Here is a 17,376-nt window from a genome sequence, read left to right on the forward strand (position 1 = left end):
CTTAATCAATGGTCTTTTATCAAAATGTGTTTCAGGCATATTTCCTGCATGATCAGTAAAAAGCAGGCTCTATATTATTAAAAATGACTCATAATTTTACATATTATAGTTAATTATTCAATGCTTGGGCTAATTTGCCTGGAGATTAAATGTTGGATACAAATTTTCATAAACCATCCAATCCTTCGGATATGATATCACCGCAAAAAACAGAAGATGAAAAGGTAAAACAGGCATTAAGGGAGAGCGAAGAGAGATTCAGGCTTATATCTGAGACACTGCCAGTGGGTGTATTTGAAGCGGATGAAAACGGGTTGCTTTTATATACCAATACCAGGTGGCAGAATATATTCAGGCTCTCTTTAATGGAAAGCCTCACTGTTGACTGGCTGGAATTTTTTCATGATGATGACAGGGAGAGTTTTTCAAGGGAATGGTCTGAATCTCTACAGGAGATTGCAAGTTATTCAAAGGAGTGCAGGATAATTCTTGATCAGTCTGAGACCCGCTGGATAAATGTAAAGTCTTCACCTGTTTTTTCTGATAAAGGGGTGAGGTATGTAGGTATAATAGAAGATATTACAGAAAGAAAAAAGACAGAGGAGGAACTCCGGAAGGCAAAAGAGCTTGCCGAATCAGTGAATGAGGCAAAAAGCATATTTCTAGCCAACATGAGCCATGAGATAAGGACACCGATGAATGCAATAATTGGTATGACCGGCCTTCTTATGGATACACCCCTTAATGAAGAGCAGAGGGATTTTGCCGAGATAGTCTCACACAGCGCACATTCACTATTAAACCTTATAAATGATATCCTTGATTTTTCAAAGATCGAGGCAGGTAAACTTGAACTTGAAGATATAGACTTTGACCTCCACACCACTGTCGAAAGCGTTGCTGACATGATGGCAATCAAGGCCCATGAAAAATCAATAGAGTTTTCATGCATAATACACCCTGATGTCCCCTCAAAACTGATAGGAGACCCTGGCAGGCTCCGGCAGGTTCTGACCAACCTGTCAGGCAATGCCATAAAATTTACTGCAATAGGCGGTGTTACAATAAGGGTATCTGTCACAGAAGAGCAGTTAACATCAGTAACCCTCCTTGTATCTATTGAAGATACAGGTATAGGTATCTCGCAGGAGGGGATAGACAGGCTTTTTAAATCATTTTCACAGGTAGATGCCTCCACAACCAGAAAATATGGTGGAACCGGTCTCGGCCTTGCCATATCAAAACAGCTTGTAAAAAAGATGAATGGGGAGATAGGGGTAAAAAGCCAGATAAACAAAGGTTCTCAGTTCTGGTTTACAGGAATATTCAAGAAACAGCCTGGGGTAGCAGCAGAGATAACCATTCCGGGTGATGCTGTTAAATCAAAAAAAATACTTCTTGTTGATAAAAACGATTCAAGCAGGGAGAGCATAAGCACCCACATCTCTTCATGGGGATGCACCTATGAAGAGGCATCAACAGGGGCAGAGGCCCTGGAAAGACTTGAAATGGCTAAAATGGAAAAGAGGCCATTCCATATCTGTATAGTTGCCCAGATGCTTGATGACATGAACGGGGAAGAGCTTGGCAGGATTATCAAATCCAGGCCTGACCTGAAGGATATTTCTCTTATTCTTATCGCCTATTTCGGGCTCAGGGGAGATGCAAACCGCATCAAGGAGATAGGTTTTTCCGCTTACCTGCCAAAGCCTGTAAAACATTCGCAGCTCTTGAGCTGTCTTGAGGCGGTAATAGAAAACAGGGAGTATGCAAAGAAAGACCCTGAAAAAAAGGTGCTTGTAACAAGGTATTCTCTTCTTGATTCTGAGAAGCACAGTATTAAGATACTCCTTGCAGAGGATAACCCGGTTAACCAGAAGCTGGCCCTTAAACTCTTTGAAAAATTCGGATACAAGGCAGACCCGGCTAATAATGGTTACGAGGCCATTGAGGCGCTTAAAAAGAGCCCATATGATATTGTCTTCATGGATGTTCAGATGCCTGAAATGGACGGGTTTGAGGCAACAGGGATCATACGTGACCCCGGTTCGGGCGTACTTGACCCTGACATACCCATTATAGCAATGACAGCCCATGCCATGAAGGGTGATGAACAGAAGTGCATTGCCCTGGGCATGAATGACTATCTCTCAAAGCCCATAGAGCCACAGATACTGCTGGAAAAATTAAAACACTGGTCAGGGATGATCAATAAATAGATATATCGATCCTGCTTGTTTGCATCCTTCTTCTTGCCTGATCATATCTTGACTCATAAAATGACCATGGTATAATGACCACATTTATATGATATTTATAAGGGATGAAAAATGGAAAATGCCGTATCAAAATCAAGATTCAAGCCAAATGCCTTGAAGTATTTCAGGCAGATAGAAGATACCGGTAAGGAATTGATAATAACCGATCGTGGTAAACCAAAACTGAAAATTGTTCCTTACAATAATGACCCGATGGAAACATTAAATTCACTTAGAAACACAGTTATTGAATATATAGATCCTCTCAAACCTGTTCTTGAAGAAGACTGGGAAACTCTGAAATGATAGTCCTGGATACTCATGTGTGGATATGGTGGATCAGTAATCCTGAAAAACTATCAAGCCCTGCAAAGAAAGCAATCAATAAAGCTGTAAAAGGAAAAAATATTTATATTTCGTCAATCAGTGCCTGGGAAGCAGCACTTCTCCATTTTAATAAAAGACTGGAGTTATCAATCGACTTTAATGAATGGATGGCTGCATCGGAAAGACTTCCTTTTATATCATTTATACCAATAGACAACCGTATAGCTATAAAATCGGTTTCATTACCTGATCCTCTGCATAAAGACCCTGCTGACAGAATTATTATTTCAACTGCGATTACTCTTGGTGCTGCACTAGTCACAAAGGATGATAAAATACTCAGTTATCCATACGTCGAAACAATATGGTAATGTATTACAGTAAAAAAGAATAAGGGTTCATGGATTCCAGGGGTCAAAGGTCTGAGTTAAAAGACTATTGTAATAAATTTTAATGGATACCCTTGAAGGTGATTATCGTAGGGTGGCCTTTTACAGGCCTCTATTTTATTAATGACTATTTTTTCTCGTTCCAACTGTCCCCTTGGGAACAAAACTCTTTGACGCTCTGCGTCGATCTCCCTATATCACTGTTTCCTCTTTCCTATTTACTCTTTCCTGTTTTCTCTTTTCAATTTCCTGTTTACCGATTTCTGTCTTATGACTTCTGATTCTTATTTTTTCTGTCAGCAGGTATGGAAACAAACAGGTCTATTCTTACAAGCTCTCCCCTCTTTATCTCCATAGGACTCTTAAGAAGAATCCATTCACCATTACGCTCAACAGTATACTTAGATTCATACGAATAAATCTGTAAAAAGTGTAGGCCTGATAAACCTATCACCTCATTACGTTGTTGAGTTTATTGAATGCCATATTACTTTTTATCCTTTAAAGCTAAAGCGGATTTCGCGTTTAACTTACTCACTACTTTTTTCCCTGTCTTGGCCTCTAATTCCTTTCTTGCAACCCTGGCAACATTACCGCCTTGCTTTGCCACTTTTTTGCTTTCTTCAAAATCTTTTGGTTCCACAGCTTCTGAAATATCTTTAGTGGAGGCTTCTGCCAGCATATTCAAAATCAGTTCAGTGTTGGTCATATTATCACGCAGATTTTCTTTTTTTAGTCCTTTGAGTATTTTATATTCTTTTGTTGTTTTATCAGCCCATGCTTTTGTAACTATATCAGTGAGTGTGGCAAACTGCACCCCTTCTTTCAGACCTCGTTTTTTCCATTCATCAGTCAGTTCTTTGCGTATTTCAATACTTTTAAGCCGCTGGTTGATCCAGTTTTCAGAATAACCGAGTTTCAGATATTGTTCCAACGCCCTGTCTATGCTTAGCTCTGGGTCTTGCATTTCATCTAACCGCTCAGAAGCTACTTGTGCCAGCCATAGTTTAAAGGGTTCAGCCTTGGGCGATGGAATGGATTGTATCAGGCGGAAAAGCTGTTCAGTATCAGCAACATCGGTTAAACGCATTTTGCCATCAGGCGCAAGCATTTTCAAACCGTGACAATTTGTCACGGTTTCATTTCCTTCTTCCTTCAGCCTTTGTTTCAGCTTTCGCCAATAAGCATTAGGGTCAACACTTTCGGTTAATACAGCTATTACATCCGCTATGGAGAAATACCATTTTTCCTGCCCTTCATCCCACAGTGTTCTTACTTTTTTATCTTCAAATCTTTTTATTTCGTTGAATGCCATATTATTCCTCTTTTTTTCTGAATGACTTTGAGATGTTTTTTCTCATCGCCAATCAATGCGGGTTAAGGCTATATCATAGACTTCTCGCTGTCCCCCCTTGCCGATCCGGATCATTTTCCCGACATCAGCAAAATGATCCGGAACTTTCTCTGTCAGATAATAAAGTATCAGAGCTATAAACCTCGTTTTATTACTCATAAGCTATTCGGAGATTTGACCCGTATCTTTTGACCCGTATCTATTTGACCCGTATCTACTAATTTCTGATTCCTATTTTCTATCTTTAGTGCTTACTTCTTTATTCTGGCAACTGTAAACCTGCCTTCACCAACACCCATCTGATCACCAGCAGTAACAGCCATCACAAATATCCGCCATTCACTTGAATCCCCCGGTGCTTCAAAATCAAAACTAGTATTTCCATTACTTTCAGCCATAATAGATGAGTTCCAGTAGATTACAAACTTTAATCCGGAAAGATTTCCGGGCATATTTTTCATAACACTTATTACTTCATAATCACTCAGGTCACCTGTTAAGCCACTCATATTCATTTCTCCAAAAGGGCCATGAGAATTTTCGTTAAGTAAATACTGGATCTCATCAAACTCCCAAGGATACCGCCATCCATTAAAGGTATCAAACAAATTGGAATTTATCACCCCGGAATTAATACCCGAATAGAGACCTTTAAATTGCTTTAAAAAATCTCTCCCTTTCTGTATAAGTTGAAGACTTTTTTCATTCAGAACAATCGTTGCCAATTCAACCGGTTTATTACTTAAAGGATCATTGCTTTTTAAATGCAGATCAACCCTTACCCTCTCACCCGGTTCATATATCTCTTTTGACGTTTTAACATCAATATCCAGGTTATTACTTATACCATCAACAAATGTTTTTACCTCTGCCGACTGGTAGTCCGGCTTACCGACATCTTCTGAACCATCAGCTGGTTGAGGGGCAGTTCTAGGAGACATTGCTGTAACAGAAAGATAGAATCCTGGGGCCAGATCATCTTCAATTTTAACTTGTATAACAGATGTATTGTCAAGCATCTGAACCCAGTGCCTTACAATACCATCTCTTTCGATTGAAACGAGTGCACTTGTTTTAGGATAAGGATTTTCAACAGTATACCTAGCTGTTTCACCAATTTTATAATTCAACTTATCAGGAATAATTTTTAGATTTCCCCTGTTTTTCTTGCTTGAAATTTCCAGCCCTGTTTTATTAGCATAGACGGCTATACCTGTCCTGTGTTCTCTTCCCTTTGAATCTTTGATAGTAGCTGTAACCCTGTATTCACCTGCCTTCTCCGGTACAAATGAAAATTCAAGAGGTTCTTTAGCAGATTGGATCGTATGCGTTTCAATGATTTTCATTTCTCTTAATCCACTTCTCATGCTTAAATTGACACCCGCTTTTGAATCAGAAGGTATCATATTCATTCTTTCTACCGTTACCGTGACCGGAATATTGGGAATCGGGTTTCCATCTAAATCGACAACAATTATTTCCGTTGAGAAAGGTATATTATTAAAGGTGCGCACATTTGCAGAATAAAGCCCTACAAACCGATCCCTTGAAGAATATTTTGCAGTAGCAGCACCTGATATAATTTCTCCATTGTCATTCTTGACTCTGCTTTCTACTTCAATCAATCCAAAATAGACATCTTCGTTAATATTAAAGTTTGTTACAAGGTTCCCATCTTTATCCAGTACCCCATCAGACTGGTAGAATTTTTTCTTTGTGAATTCATATCGTTTGCCAGGCCAATCAAAAAAAAAGTCCCAGGCAGGACTGTTTGATGGAAAGAGATATCGTGGATTATTCGATTTATAAAGATTAGCAGTTATATTTACCGGAACATTTACATATGGGGCAGTAGTATGTACTTTTATATTATCACCCGCCTGATACATGTTATTGTCAAGTTCTGTCTTTGTGTTAAAAGAACTAGAAGACTTATCCGCAACAAATAGTTCTACTGTAAACCCCCCTCTTTTTGAAAAAGGAGTACAAAGATAAATATTGTAAAGTCCAGAAATACCTGTTTCAGGAATACTTATCTCACCCTGCAATGTTCCGAATTCAGACAATTCAACATCTTCTTTAAAAACTATTTTTATATTCGGATCCCGTACCATTATACAGTATCCCTTTTTGGTGTCAGGAACAGGTTTATTTATATCTTTGCCCCGCACATAAATCTTATACTTAATTATGTCTCCAGGTTCGCAGACAACACGATCTGTTATACCCCATACAGTATAATCTTTCGAATCCGGCTGATACAAAGGCCAGTCTGTTATGAATGCTATATCATTTTCTTTAGTTACACGGATAAAAATATCGTAATAGAGATTCTTTTCAGGAGGGGTTTTGGGATGCATTTCCATGGTGCCAGGCAGTACTGCTATTCCATCAGGCCCGGTAAAACTTATGAAGACATCAGGATAAACATTATAAATCTCGACTTTTGCATCCTGTACAGGATCACCCGTTGCTATATCCTGTACCCAGACAATAGTTTTATTAAGGCTTTTTTTAAGATGTATATTAAAGGCAGTGACCTTAGCACTTAAATATTTAAAATTGTAATTTTCCAGAAGCCCAGAATCTACCGGGGGTTTTGTTTCTGTTACTTCAATATCTATCCGCCCTGAACGCCCGTTCAGCAGTTTGCGGACAGGGAGAGGATTCAATACATCTGTATTATCTCCCTTTTTGGGAAAAAATTCATATTCCATAGCGCTGCTTTTACCTTGCGCTGTTATCAGATCATAGGTAAATTTTATACTGTCAAGATTACTGGTAATTAAAGGCATTTCAGTGTCTGCATCTTTTTCAAGGACAGTATATCCTTTGGGATTTCTAAAAAACGGGGCAGAAAACTGGGTAGAATCTGTAAAGAACTCAATTTCAAAAGGCCTGATTAAAGTTCGTCCGAAAATATCGAAAATATTTTTGGGATCATTTTTTATTATATATTTTTTATTCGGTTTAAACCTTCGAGGAAGATTTATTTTATATTTTTCAAATACTCTGTAATTTGTTTTAAATATAGAAGAAATCGATATTAAATAGTCCTCTTCATAATCCATCTCAGTATATTTCAAACCCGGTTCAACAGAAACCTTATCAATAACCTCTTTTTTGAAAACAGGAGAAGAAAACACAAGAGAGATTTGTCTGGCAGGATCACATCTGTTTTTCTCATCATCACTTGCAAAAAAAACTTCCTTATTGTTTTTATCGTGGCACTCAATTCCCAGGAAGGTAAAAGGAGGAAAAGGCTCCAGAGTATCAATCACACGGTTTTCAACTCCTTTTTGTGAACCAAGAGAAGATTCTAACCCGGGCTGAATCATGTATTCGATTGTAGCGTTCTCAGTAAGTTCTTCCTCCGGCGAAATCAGCCATACAACCCTGTACTCATTGCTATTTTCCAGTGAAGGCTTTTCTTCTTCATTTTCAAGCTGATAGTGTGATGCAGTATATTCATTAATTTTGTAATATGCTGCGCTTTCCATCACACGCTTTTCAAACTCAGGGTCAGACTTTGCATTGACATGGGTCAGTTTTCCTTCCTGTCCTTTGATCCTGATTGCCAGATATTTTTCAACCGAATCCTTTGATACAGGTTGATTAAAGATTATCCTCATCGCTGGTTTACCAGGAGAATCCCATATTTTAAATTCTGTTTTATTTACTTTTGGGCGTTCTGTTATAAAGGTGTGCCCCATACTATTCTTCAGTATTGTTCCATCTTCTGCCTTTATACCAGGATTTACTGTTATCTCATAACTCGTAGCCGGTGAAAGGGCATTTTTCTCATCCATCATTAAGGCAAGTGTAGACGTATCAATCCAGCGCCACTGGCCTTTAACCTCGGGCTTTATTTCGATAGGTATCTCAGAAGAATCCCGCTCCATTCTGCCCACAGGAACAACCGGCCTGTTGAACTTGAATGTAATCTGCCTGGAAGCAGGCACATCCTCACCAGTTGGTGTAATGCTGATTATTTCAAGAGGTTTGGGTTCATTATCCTGGTCTGAATTACCCGCAGCATTTATTACATTGAAACTGAGGGCAGACACTAACATTATCAAGCACAAAACCCTTATAACTCTTGCCATGAGTCCTCCAGTACCTGTTTCAAAGAGACAAGTAAATATCCTGATTGATGCTCTTTCTGAAATGCTTTTAATGATATTTCTATATTATGAATGTGTATTGGTCAAGATAGTATCAGTAAACAATATGAAGAGCTGAAAGCTCAAAGTTCAAAGCTCAAAGTTAAAGGTTCAAAGCTTAAGTCTGCCGTCGCCGCCGAGGCTAAGCCGGGCCAGGGAAGCATTTTAGACTATAGGCTGTTAGGGAGGGCAATAAAAAAGAGGGCAGAAATCAGAAGTCAGCGATCAGTCGGCTTCATTTTTTATTCAACACCTAATGCCTCTAAATCGGCCATATCTTTTTTTCTGCCAACTGATTTTTTATTCTCAATGAATTGATAAAAATCATATATTCAACATTATGAGCGTTGAATAACTCTAGCAATTCTTTGAAGTCTTTCTGAATTTCCATTTGCTTGCATTCTCAAGAAATCTACAGCAGATATTCTTTCACCAGGTTCTTTTTCAAGCCAGTATTTAAGATCTTCCTTGATGGAATCTTCTTTTTTAAAATCCGTTTTATTAACCACTTTTTTAATCATGTAAGATTGGTCCATATGAAAATATTTTCGATCCGTTTGATCGGTATTATAAAACAAGTTTTTCCTAAAGTTAAGTATTTTGTGTATGGAGCATGGGGCGTAGATAAAAATGTGAATCTTTACCTTTTCATCCAGCTGTCTCCCGTTTTTATTATTCTAAGCAACAGCATTTACCCCAGAAGAAGCATTGACCATAAAAGGGCTGCCATGTTTTAGGAGAACAAGCGGGATGGTTTTACGTTTGATCCCATTCAGCTTCAGGAGCACCCTGATAAACCCGGTAATATCGCATATTAGATGGTGCTCATCGGTTTCAGGCATTAAAAAACCAGGCTGAAGATGTTTCAGCCTGTAAAAATATTTTTTCTTTCAACATTACTGTTGGCTTCTGTTTGAACCTGTCGGAATTTCTGACAGGTTGCCTCTTCTTTCAATTCCCCTTCATCAAATATTGAACAAGCGGGGTCTACCCTTCACATTGGAAATTTTTCAATCCACCATAGGTGGACAAGTAATTACAAAACAAAAACAACTGGATTTCCCGGTGTACCGGGATCAATGACCCGCCTTTCAGGGGAATGACGTTCGGGACCTGGGTTCACCGATCCAGACATCGCTAACCACCTTTCCATCCTCTATAACAGTAGCTACTATGGAGGACAGGCGCTGAAGCTTCCACCGTCGCATGAAGCTATGGCGGGATAAAATGGTGGTCAAAAAAGTATGTCCGGCAGGCAAGTCGGGAATGACGTTTGGTGCCTGATCAACCTTTATGCATCTCTTTAAGCATCTGGCACAATTCATCCCCGAACAGTTCCATCTGCCAGTTTTTCAATATCGATTGGTTTGACAATGCTGATATATCACATGGATCAATCTGTACCAGCATCTGTATCTGGGAATTGGTGCACAAAACAGATGGCTCCAGTGCAAGCTTTTCAGCCTTTCTGTTTCTCCATTCCTTTATAAGCCTTATCTCTTTCCTGAACTCTGTCTCAATGCCCCTTGTCCCATTTTTAGGATATAAAGGAAGATTATCTTCCGGCATCCTCATGATCTCATCAATTTTTCTGAGTATATCATTCCCCATATTTTTAATCTGCATGTCAGAAAGCGAGGCAAGGTCATTTCTATTTACAGGCATCTTCTCAGCCAATTTCAATACCTGATCATTACTCAACACCTTGAAGGCAGGCCTGTCTCTAGCAATGGCCGCTTCATCCCTGAGCTTTAATATGGCCTCAAGCGCAGCAAGGTTTCTCGGCGCCAGCCTTTTTGCCCCCTTGAACTTCATATATAGGGGCTCCTCATTACCAGGTGTAAACCGCACCCTGGTTAACATATCGCACTCCTCGATAAGCCATGTGATGCGCCCCTTAATAGTCAGCTCCTTTTCAAGTATCTGGCTTAAAGGTATGAGGTAAAAGGTATCATATACGCCATAGGCAAGCATCTCTTCAGGCAAAGGTCTTTTTGACCAGTCTCTCTTCTGATATTTTTTTTCAAGTTCAACATCAAAATGCAGTTTTAACAGGCTTGCAAGACCGGTCTCACCAGCCCCAAGCAGACGCGCTGCAATCTGGGTATCAAACAGGGATGATACCTCAATCCCGAAATCACGATAAAGGGAGCGTATATCATAATCAGACCCATGCAGTATCTTTCGTATTGAGGGGTTTGAAAAGAGAGGGGCAAGGGGAGAGATGTCCTTTATTGCAAGTGTATCTATTAAAAGGTTTTTATTGATCGTGGATATCTGTAGCAGGCAGATCTTTTCCCTGTAATGGAAAAGGGAGTCTGACTCCAGGTCAACCCCTATTGCCCTCTCCTTAATAAGAGAAGATGCCTCTTCCTGAAGTGATTTAAAATCAGTAATATATTTGTATGAAATACCTTTTTTATTCAATTATTTTTTACCTTCTTCCAATATAAATCATATTAAATTTATTATAGCAAATCATAATAATGCTAATTAATTATTATTAAGTATGCGATTATAGGTTAAAAATGACACCACGGTCAAGCTGAAAGGGCATATAAAGGGTATAATCAGTTAATTTATCACAAATAAAACCCTTAAGTATTTTTTTAGTTATACCGATACTGTTGAAAGCATCAGATATGTACGGAATCTATTAATTAAGGTTAAAATGAGTCAGCCAAAAATTCTAATAATTGATGACAGTCCATTTTTCAGGAGCCAGATAGAAAATGAACTTAAATCGATTAATGGTTCGTTCTCACACGCTGAAGATGGTAGAAAAGGCCTTGATATGGCCCTGCTTGATTCATATGACCTTATTATCTCCGATATTGAGATGCCCAACATGGATGGATTTGCCCTTTGCAGCAAACTTAAGGCAAACCCTAACACAATAAGCATACCGGTTATCCTGATCAGCTCCAATGATACTGACAAATATATTGACAAGGGCTTCAAGGTTGGCGCTGACTCATACATTATAAAAACCGATCTCAAGACCAAGCTGCTCGATACAACGCTTGAGGTCTTAAAAAAATCAAAATTTCATAATAATAACAGAATTCTGGTTGTTGATGATTCATCGACAATAAGGTCAATTGTAAAGGACGCCTTTGAAAAGGCAGGGTTCCATGTAACAATCGCAGAAAATGGAAAGATGGCCCTCAAAAAGATACAGGAAGAGCCGCCTGACCTGATCCTGAGCGATATAGACATGCCTGAGATGAGCGGGATTGAACTCTGCAGCAGGGTCAGGATGGAACCTGCATTCAAGGCAATACCATTTGTGATCATGAGCGCCAATGACAACAGGGCCACCATGCGCCAGCTACTGGAAAGGGGCGTAAGCGCCTACCTGGTTAAGCCATTCAACATGGAACAGATGGTTATAACTATTGAAAAACTGCTGTCAGATCAATACCTCATACTTCTCAAGGAAAAGGAGCGACTCGATTCAGAAAGGCAGTTTATGCTTTCAGGCATCACCAGCCTTATTACCGCACTTGAGGCAAGGGATCATTACACCTGCGGTCATTCACAGGCAGTAGCCGCTATTGTGGAAAAAATGGCTGTTAAAATAGGTTTGTCAATGGAGGACATTGAATCTATAAGCATTGCCGGAAAGCTGCATGACCTTGGAAAGATAGGGGTACCGGACTCTGTTCTTTTAAAACCCGGCAGGCTCACTGATGATGAATTCAACCTGGTAAAGGAACACCCCCTTGTTGGTGTAAATATCCTTGGCAATATCACAAGCCTTGCAAGGGTAATACCCGCAATAAGGCACCATCATGAGAGGTTTGACGGCAAAGGATACCCAGACGGCATAAAAGGCAGTTCTATCCCGATATGGGCAAGGATAATGGCAGTGGCGGATACATACCATGCCCTTACCTCAGACCGCCCCTACAGGGATGGCATGCCCCTGCAAAAGGCAATGGATATAATCCTTACTGCAAAAGGGACCCAGCTCTGCCCTGACTGTGTGGATGTTTTTGTTGAGCTTATAAGCGAAATATCCCCTAAAAATCTTATTGCCTAATAACGAATAATAAAATAATTATCAACCTGTTATCACATTACAGGCATTGATCTATGGATTACAGGTTAAAACGATATCAAAAGGAATTCCCATTCAGCTATGCGGAGGGGGTCTATAGCTGTATAGAGCTGCTTGATGCACATCCCGAACATGCGACCCGTGTTTTATTATCATCATCTGGAGAAAGGAACAGCGGGGTCACACAGATAATCAAGATCTGCAGGAATCATTCTATACCCTTTGAGATCAATGACAGGCTTATAGAGAGGATCTGCCGTAATGGAAAACATCTTGCAGTAGGTGTATTTAACAAATACCTCTCTACTATTGAACCTGATAAAAACCACATGGTGCTTGTAAACCCCTCTGACATGGGTAACACAGGCACCATTGCCAGAACAATGGTCGGCTTCGGGATGGTTAACCTGGCATTGATAAGGCCTGCCCTTGATTATTTTGATCCAAAGGTCATACGCGCCTCAATGGGTTCAATTTTACGCCTCAATATTGCCTATTTTGATACCCTTCAGGATTACCAAAAGGCATTCAATAATAATCTCTACCTTTTCAGGACAGGTGAAAAGAGCAGCATCAGGGAGGCCAGCTTTATCTGGCCCTATAGCCTTGTATTCGGGAATGAAAGCTCAGGCCTGCCTGATGATATTGATGTACAGGGAACAACCATATCTATCCCGCAGGATAATAGAATAGATTCGCTTAATCTTTCTGTTGCAGCGGGTATTGCCCTTTATGAGAGTTGTAGAGAGGGATTTTAAAAGGGTTTAAACCATTTTGTTCCTACTTCCATAAATACGGCTTAAAAAATGGTGCTATAAGGCCCATATATATGTTTTTAAAAAATGAAAGGTTTTATCTTATGGTCGAAATGACAAGGATAGGTACAGGCGTAAATCAGCTTGACAGGATTTTGGGCGGCCTGTTTGTTGGCGATAATGTGGTGTGGTATGATGATGCAGGAAGCCTTGCATATGCATTCTGCCTCCATTTCATGAAGGAATCTGAATCACAGGATAAATATATAATATATGTAAGCTTTGACAGGTCTCCCAAAAATCTTCTCGATAAACTTGATACCCTGGCTGACTATGAAAAACTTACCATACTGGACTGCTTTACCCATGGGAAGGGTGAGGGCTCTGAGGTTTTTTTACGATTCTATAAAGAAAATATGCCTGAGGTTAAGTGCAGGATCATCCCGGTAAAAGCACCTAAAAAGGTGGAAGAGGTAATGAATGCCTTTTATGGCATACATGCAGAGATGATAGGCGATGTGCGCTTTATGTTTGAGAGCATAACAGGGATGCAGGAGCTCTGGGGTGGAGAAGATTCAATACTCACCTTTTATTCCCATTCATGCCCGAGATTATATGAACTGAATACAATAGCATACTGGATCATGGAAAAGGAGGCCCATTCCCCGCGCCTAAGGGCCAGCATAAATCAGATAGCGCAGGTAGCGATTGATCTTTCAGTAAAAAGGGGTAAGACATCACTGACTGTCCTTAAGGCAGAAAAGAGGGATTCAAGCACACTCAACAGGCCCTATGGCTACTGGACAAGAGATTTAAATATCCTGTTTGATTCTGAAAAAAGACCGACTGCCAGTATTGATATGGGGATGAGGCTCAAGGAACTCAGGATTAAGCGCGGATTATCCCAGACTGAACTGGCAAAACTAATTGGTGTTACACCCAGCACTATTTCGCAGATAGAAAGCAACCTCATATACCCCTCTGTGCCGGCGTTATTAAAAATGGCAGAAATGCTTAACATTGATGTCAGCGCATTTTTTCAGGGAGGAGGTGAAGGCAGGCCTAAAAATGTCTTCACCAGCTCTGATGCATCCGATATAAGGTTTGGTGAACTCGCTGAAAATATTATATCAGGGAAGCTCCTCACGCCCCTTGATTTTTATGCAAAGGCTGAGCCTTACATTATTGAGATAGGGCCAGGAAAAAATTTCCCTGGCCATTTTTTTATTCATAAGGGTGATGAGATAGGTTATCTAATATCTGGAGAGCTACAGATGAACCTGGATAAAACCTCATGTACTGCACGTGCAGGTGATCTTATATACCTGGCAAATGATATCCCTGCAAGCTGGAAAAACACAGGCCCAGAGGTGGCAAGGCTTCTCTGGGTTAAGATAATATAATTTAGTGTCAGCCCAGAAGAATCTTTTTTGCTGTCTCATCGTTGATATCTGAAACATGAGGAATCCCTGTTTCCCTCTCAGTCTCCCTGTTTGCAGAAAAGAGATCTTCCCTGCTTATTCTATCCAGTGAGAATTTCCTGGCGCCGGCCATGAGCTGCTGTAACCCGCATGAAAGTTTGTCGGCAAGGGTGTAGAAGGCAATTGCGCCATACGGGATATTCTTCATCTCCTTTTTACCCACCTTGTTCATGACATCAAAATAGGAGGCGAATATCTCTTCTGCCTTTTCTCCTATGCTGCTGACTGTTCTGGGCAGGCTATCCCAGTTGCCGTTTAATGCCTCTTTTTTTGCAGGCACAAGGGCGCCCTCAATATTGGAGCCTACAAAACCCGGTATCATGACTGCCCTACCCATGCAGACCATTTTTGTGTATGGAGCGCCAAGGGCCAGGGCCTTGAATATGCTGTCTTCAAGCGCAAAACCACCGGCAAAAGACATATCAACAACCTTTTCACCCTTTGCTGCAAGTAAACTTGCATATTCATATGCCTTTGCATGCAGGAATATGGAGGGGACACCCCAGCTCTGCATCATATTCCACGGGCTCATGCCTGTACCGCCGCCTGAGCCGTCAATGGTTAAGAGATCACACTTTGCATCACTGGCAAACTTTATTGCCATCGCAAGCTCTTCCATGCCGTATGAACCGGTCTTAAGGGTGATTCTCTTAAAACCAATGCTTCTCAGGTAATCGACAGAATCCATAAAATCCTTTCTTACCTGATCTGCTGTATCAAGGTTTGTACCGCCAAGCCTGCTGTGACGGGCAAAGGATTTTATTGAACCCTCTTTGAATGCCTGTTGTACCTCAGGCCTTGACGGGTCAGGATCAACTACATAACCACGATCCTTCAGGAACAGGGCATATTCAAGGCTTGTTACCTGGATCTCCCCGCCTATACATTTTGCACCCTGGCCCCATTTAAGTTCTATTATGCATTTGTTGCCATACTTATCTATTATAAATTCTGCGACGCCATTTCTTGTATCTTCAACATTCATCTGCACTATAATAGCGCCATATCCCTCATGATACCTTAAGTAGGTATCTATCCTTCTTTCAAGCTCTGGGGCCCCTGTTATCCTGCCCTTCCTTGTTTTACCCTTGCCGATCTTTGATTTAAGGTCAACACCGACTACGTTTTCTCCAATAACAACAGGTATACCAACAAGCGATCCGCCAATAGCAAAAGAATCCCAGTATTTTGCAGCTATAAATGTTGACCCCAGGGCGCCTGTCATTAAAGGCACTTTTACCTTGGTTTTCATCTCATTGCCAAACTCTGTTGAAAGGTCAACATTCGGGAATATGCAGTCATCAGGGTCATTTGAAAGACCCGATTTAAGGCCATGAGCTCCATAGGCATAACCCTGAATACGGAGTGCATTATAGTTTACCCCAACAGCTGTTGTATTATTGGCGCCAGCAGTTACAGTGCCAAAATCCCTTGGGTATAAAAGTTTACGTCCAACCAGACTTGCAAGCCATGTTTCGCATTTTCCCTGGCAATCTGCCCTGCAAAGTGTACAAAGCCCTGATTCAGCGGGGTTACCTCTGTTTACTGTTCCCAGAACATCATTGCTTTTATCAAATCTCATTGTTAATACCTCCAGTTAAATAATTTTTTAAGGCCCTTTCCCTTAATGAAAAAGATGGTTTTAAACCAAAAAAAAAGACGCCTCTCCGAAATTGGAGTAGACGTCTTTGTCATCATTTTAAAATTTACACGCCGTTGTGTAACTAAATTATCTCTATTTTTAGTTTTACTAAAATAAAATGTCAATAGTAATAATTTAAAATTTGCAAATATTTAGTATTACTAAAAAATGAGAGTAAGAGAAAGAGCAAGAGTAAGAGAATATTACCCCAAATCCTCTGAAAGCAGTATTGCCTCGGCCACCTGCCTCATGGATTTGCGTGTATTCATGCTCTGTTTCTGTATCCACCTGAAGGCATCGTTTCCGCTGATATTCTTCCTGATCATGATAATCTCTTTAGCCTTTTCAACCAGTTTTCTGGTCTCAAGCTCCTCCTGTATCACCTTTGATTTTACCATCAGTTCAGTGTTCATGATGGCAACTGCCGCCTGGTTTGCGACCGCGGTAATAAGATTAATCTCAGGTTCTGTAAAATCATGCGGAACAGATGTAAAACAGTTTAAAACACCTATAACCTCCCCCTTTTTAGCCTGAAGCGGCACACTCAGCATGGAAACAAGGCCCAGTTTTTTTGCCATCTCCTTTTCCTTGAACCTCGGTTCGGTAATGACCTCCTTGAGTATAAGGGGTTTGTTATTGGCTACCACATAACCCACAACACCTTCATTGAAGTCAAGAGACCTGTCCTGCACATAATCAGGGTCAATAGCCTGTGTGGCTTTAAGGCGTATCTTTTTGGGATTGGTTGAATTGTCAACAAGCCACAGGGAGCAGATTTCAAGCCCTGTAACCTTTGCTGTAACCATAACTATAAGCTTAAGTATCTCTTCTATATAAAGATCTGAAGTTATAGCGCTGCTGATATCGGTAAGCGCCTTTATATATTTATTATAATCTATCGAAGATATGTCATCCAACTCTTAATATCCTCCCGGATAAATTAA

General features: G+C 40.3%; 13 protein-coding genes. 6 read left to right on the forward strand and 7 right to left on the reverse strand.

The genetic code is table 11. The features are described from left to right. The first annotated feature begins 149 nt into the window (after positions 1-149). The 3 genes from GX654_10880 (at position 150) to GX654_10890 (ending at position 2,956) form a co-directional block, all read left to right on the forward strand. Positions 150-2,219, forward strand: a complete 2,070-nt coding sequence (locus tag GX654_10880; GenBank protein NLD37360.1) for a response regulator — start codon at positions 150-152, stop codon at positions 2,217-2,219. A 111-nt stretch (positions 2,220-2,330) separates the two neighbouring features. Beyond that, positions 2,331-2,564, forward strand: coding sequence for a type II toxin-antitoxin system Phd/YefM family antitoxin (locus GX654_10885; GenBank protein NLD37361.1), 234 nt, complete (start codon positions 2,331-2,333; stop codon positions 2,562-2,564). Further along, on the forward strand, positions 2,561-2,956 hold the full coding sequence (locus GX654_10890; protein ID NLD37362.1) for a type II toxin-antitoxin system VapC family toxin: 396 nt from the start codon (positions 2,561-2,563) through the stop codon (positions 2,954-2,956). The genes GX654_10885 and GX654_10890 overlap by 4 nt, the downstream gene beginning before the upstream one ends. Before the next feature lie 505 nt (positions 2,957-3,461). Here GX654_10890 and GX654_10895 read toward each other — a convergent pair. The 5 genes from GX654_10895 to GX654_10915 all read right to left on the reverse strand — a co-directional run bounded on the left by GX654_10895 (position 3,462) and on the right by GX654_10915 (position 10,918). Beyond that, positions 3,462-4,289, reverse strand: coding sequence for a Bro-N domain-containing protein (locus GX654_10895; GenBank protein NLD37363.1), 828 nt, complete (start codon positions 4,287-4,289; stop codon positions 3,462-3,464). Between the two features lie 290 nt (positions 4,290-4,579). Next, positions 4,580-8,434: a hypothetical protein gene (locus GX654_10900; GenBank protein ID NLD37364.1), complete on the reverse strand. Its 3,855-nt coding sequence runs from the start codon at positions 8,432-8,434 to the stop codon at positions 4,580-4,582. A 395-nt stretch (positions 8,435-8,829) separates the two neighbouring features. Beyond that, positions 8,830-9,012 carry a hypothetical protein gene (locus GX654_10905; protein ID NLD37365.1) on the reverse strand — a complete coding sequence of 61 codons (183 nt, stop codon included), beginning with the start codon at positions 9,010-9,012 and terminating at the stop codon, positions 8,830-8,832. A gap of 156 nt (positions 9,013-9,168) precedes the next feature. Beyond that, positions 9,169-9,333 carry a hypothetical protein gene (locus tag GX654_10910; protein ID NLD37366.1) on the reverse strand — a complete coding sequence of 55 codons (165 nt, stop codon included), beginning with the start codon at positions 9,331-9,333 and terminating at the stop codon, positions 9,169-9,171. A gap of 442 nt (positions 9,334-9,775) precedes the next feature. Next, a complete protein-coding gene (locus GX654_10915) occupies positions 9,776-10,918 on the reverse strand; it encodes a ribonuclease D (GenBank protein NLD37367.1) in 1,143 nt (380 codons plus the stop codon). A gap of 244 nt (positions 10,919-11,162) precedes the next feature. On the opposite strand from GX654_10915, the gene GX654_10920 reads away from it, so the two are divergent. From GX654_10920 to GX654_10930, 3 genes are all read left to right on the forward strand, one after another. Further along, on the forward strand, positions 11,163-12,536 hold the full coding sequence (locus GX654_10920; protein NLD37368.1) for a response regulator: 1,374 nt from the start codon (positions 11,163-11,165) through the stop codon (positions 12,534-12,536). A 53-nt stretch (positions 12,537-12,589) separates the two neighbouring features. Further along, on the forward strand, positions 12,590-13,312 hold the full coding sequence (locus GX654_10925) for a TrmH family RNA methyltransferase (GenBank protein ID NLD37369.1): 723 nt from the start codon (positions 12,590-12,592) through the stop codon (positions 13,310-13,312). A 101-nt stretch (positions 13,313-13,413) separates the two neighbouring features. Continuing rightward, positions 13,414-14,712 (forward strand): helix-turn-helix domain-containing protein, encoded by a 1,299-nt coding sequence (locus GX654_10930; GenBank protein ID NLD37370.1) that lies wholly within the window; start codon positions 13,414-13,416, stop codon positions 14,710-14,712. Between the two features lie 7 nt (positions 14,713-14,719). Here the strand turns inward: GX654_10930 and GX654_10935 are convergent, their stop codons facing one another. Both GX654_10935 and GX654_10940 read right to left on the reverse strand, forming a co-directional pair. Next, positions 14,720-16,372, reverse strand: coding sequence for an FMN-binding glutamate synthase family protein (locus GX654_10935; GenBank protein NLD37371.1), 1,653 nt, complete (start codon positions 16,370-16,372; stop codon positions 14,720-14,722). A gap of 263 nt (positions 16,373-16,635) precedes the next feature. Then, a complete protein-coding gene (locus GX654_10940) occupies positions 16,636-17,340 on the reverse strand; it encodes a GAF and ANTAR domain-containing protein (protein NLD37372.1) in 705 nt (234 codons plus the stop codon). Positions 17,341-17,376 lie beyond the last annotated feature (36 nt).

This window comes from Desulfatiglans sp., from assembly GCA_012513605.1.
Classification (GTDB): Bacteria; Desulfobacterota; DSM-4660; order Desulfatiglandales; family HGW-15; genus JAAZBV01.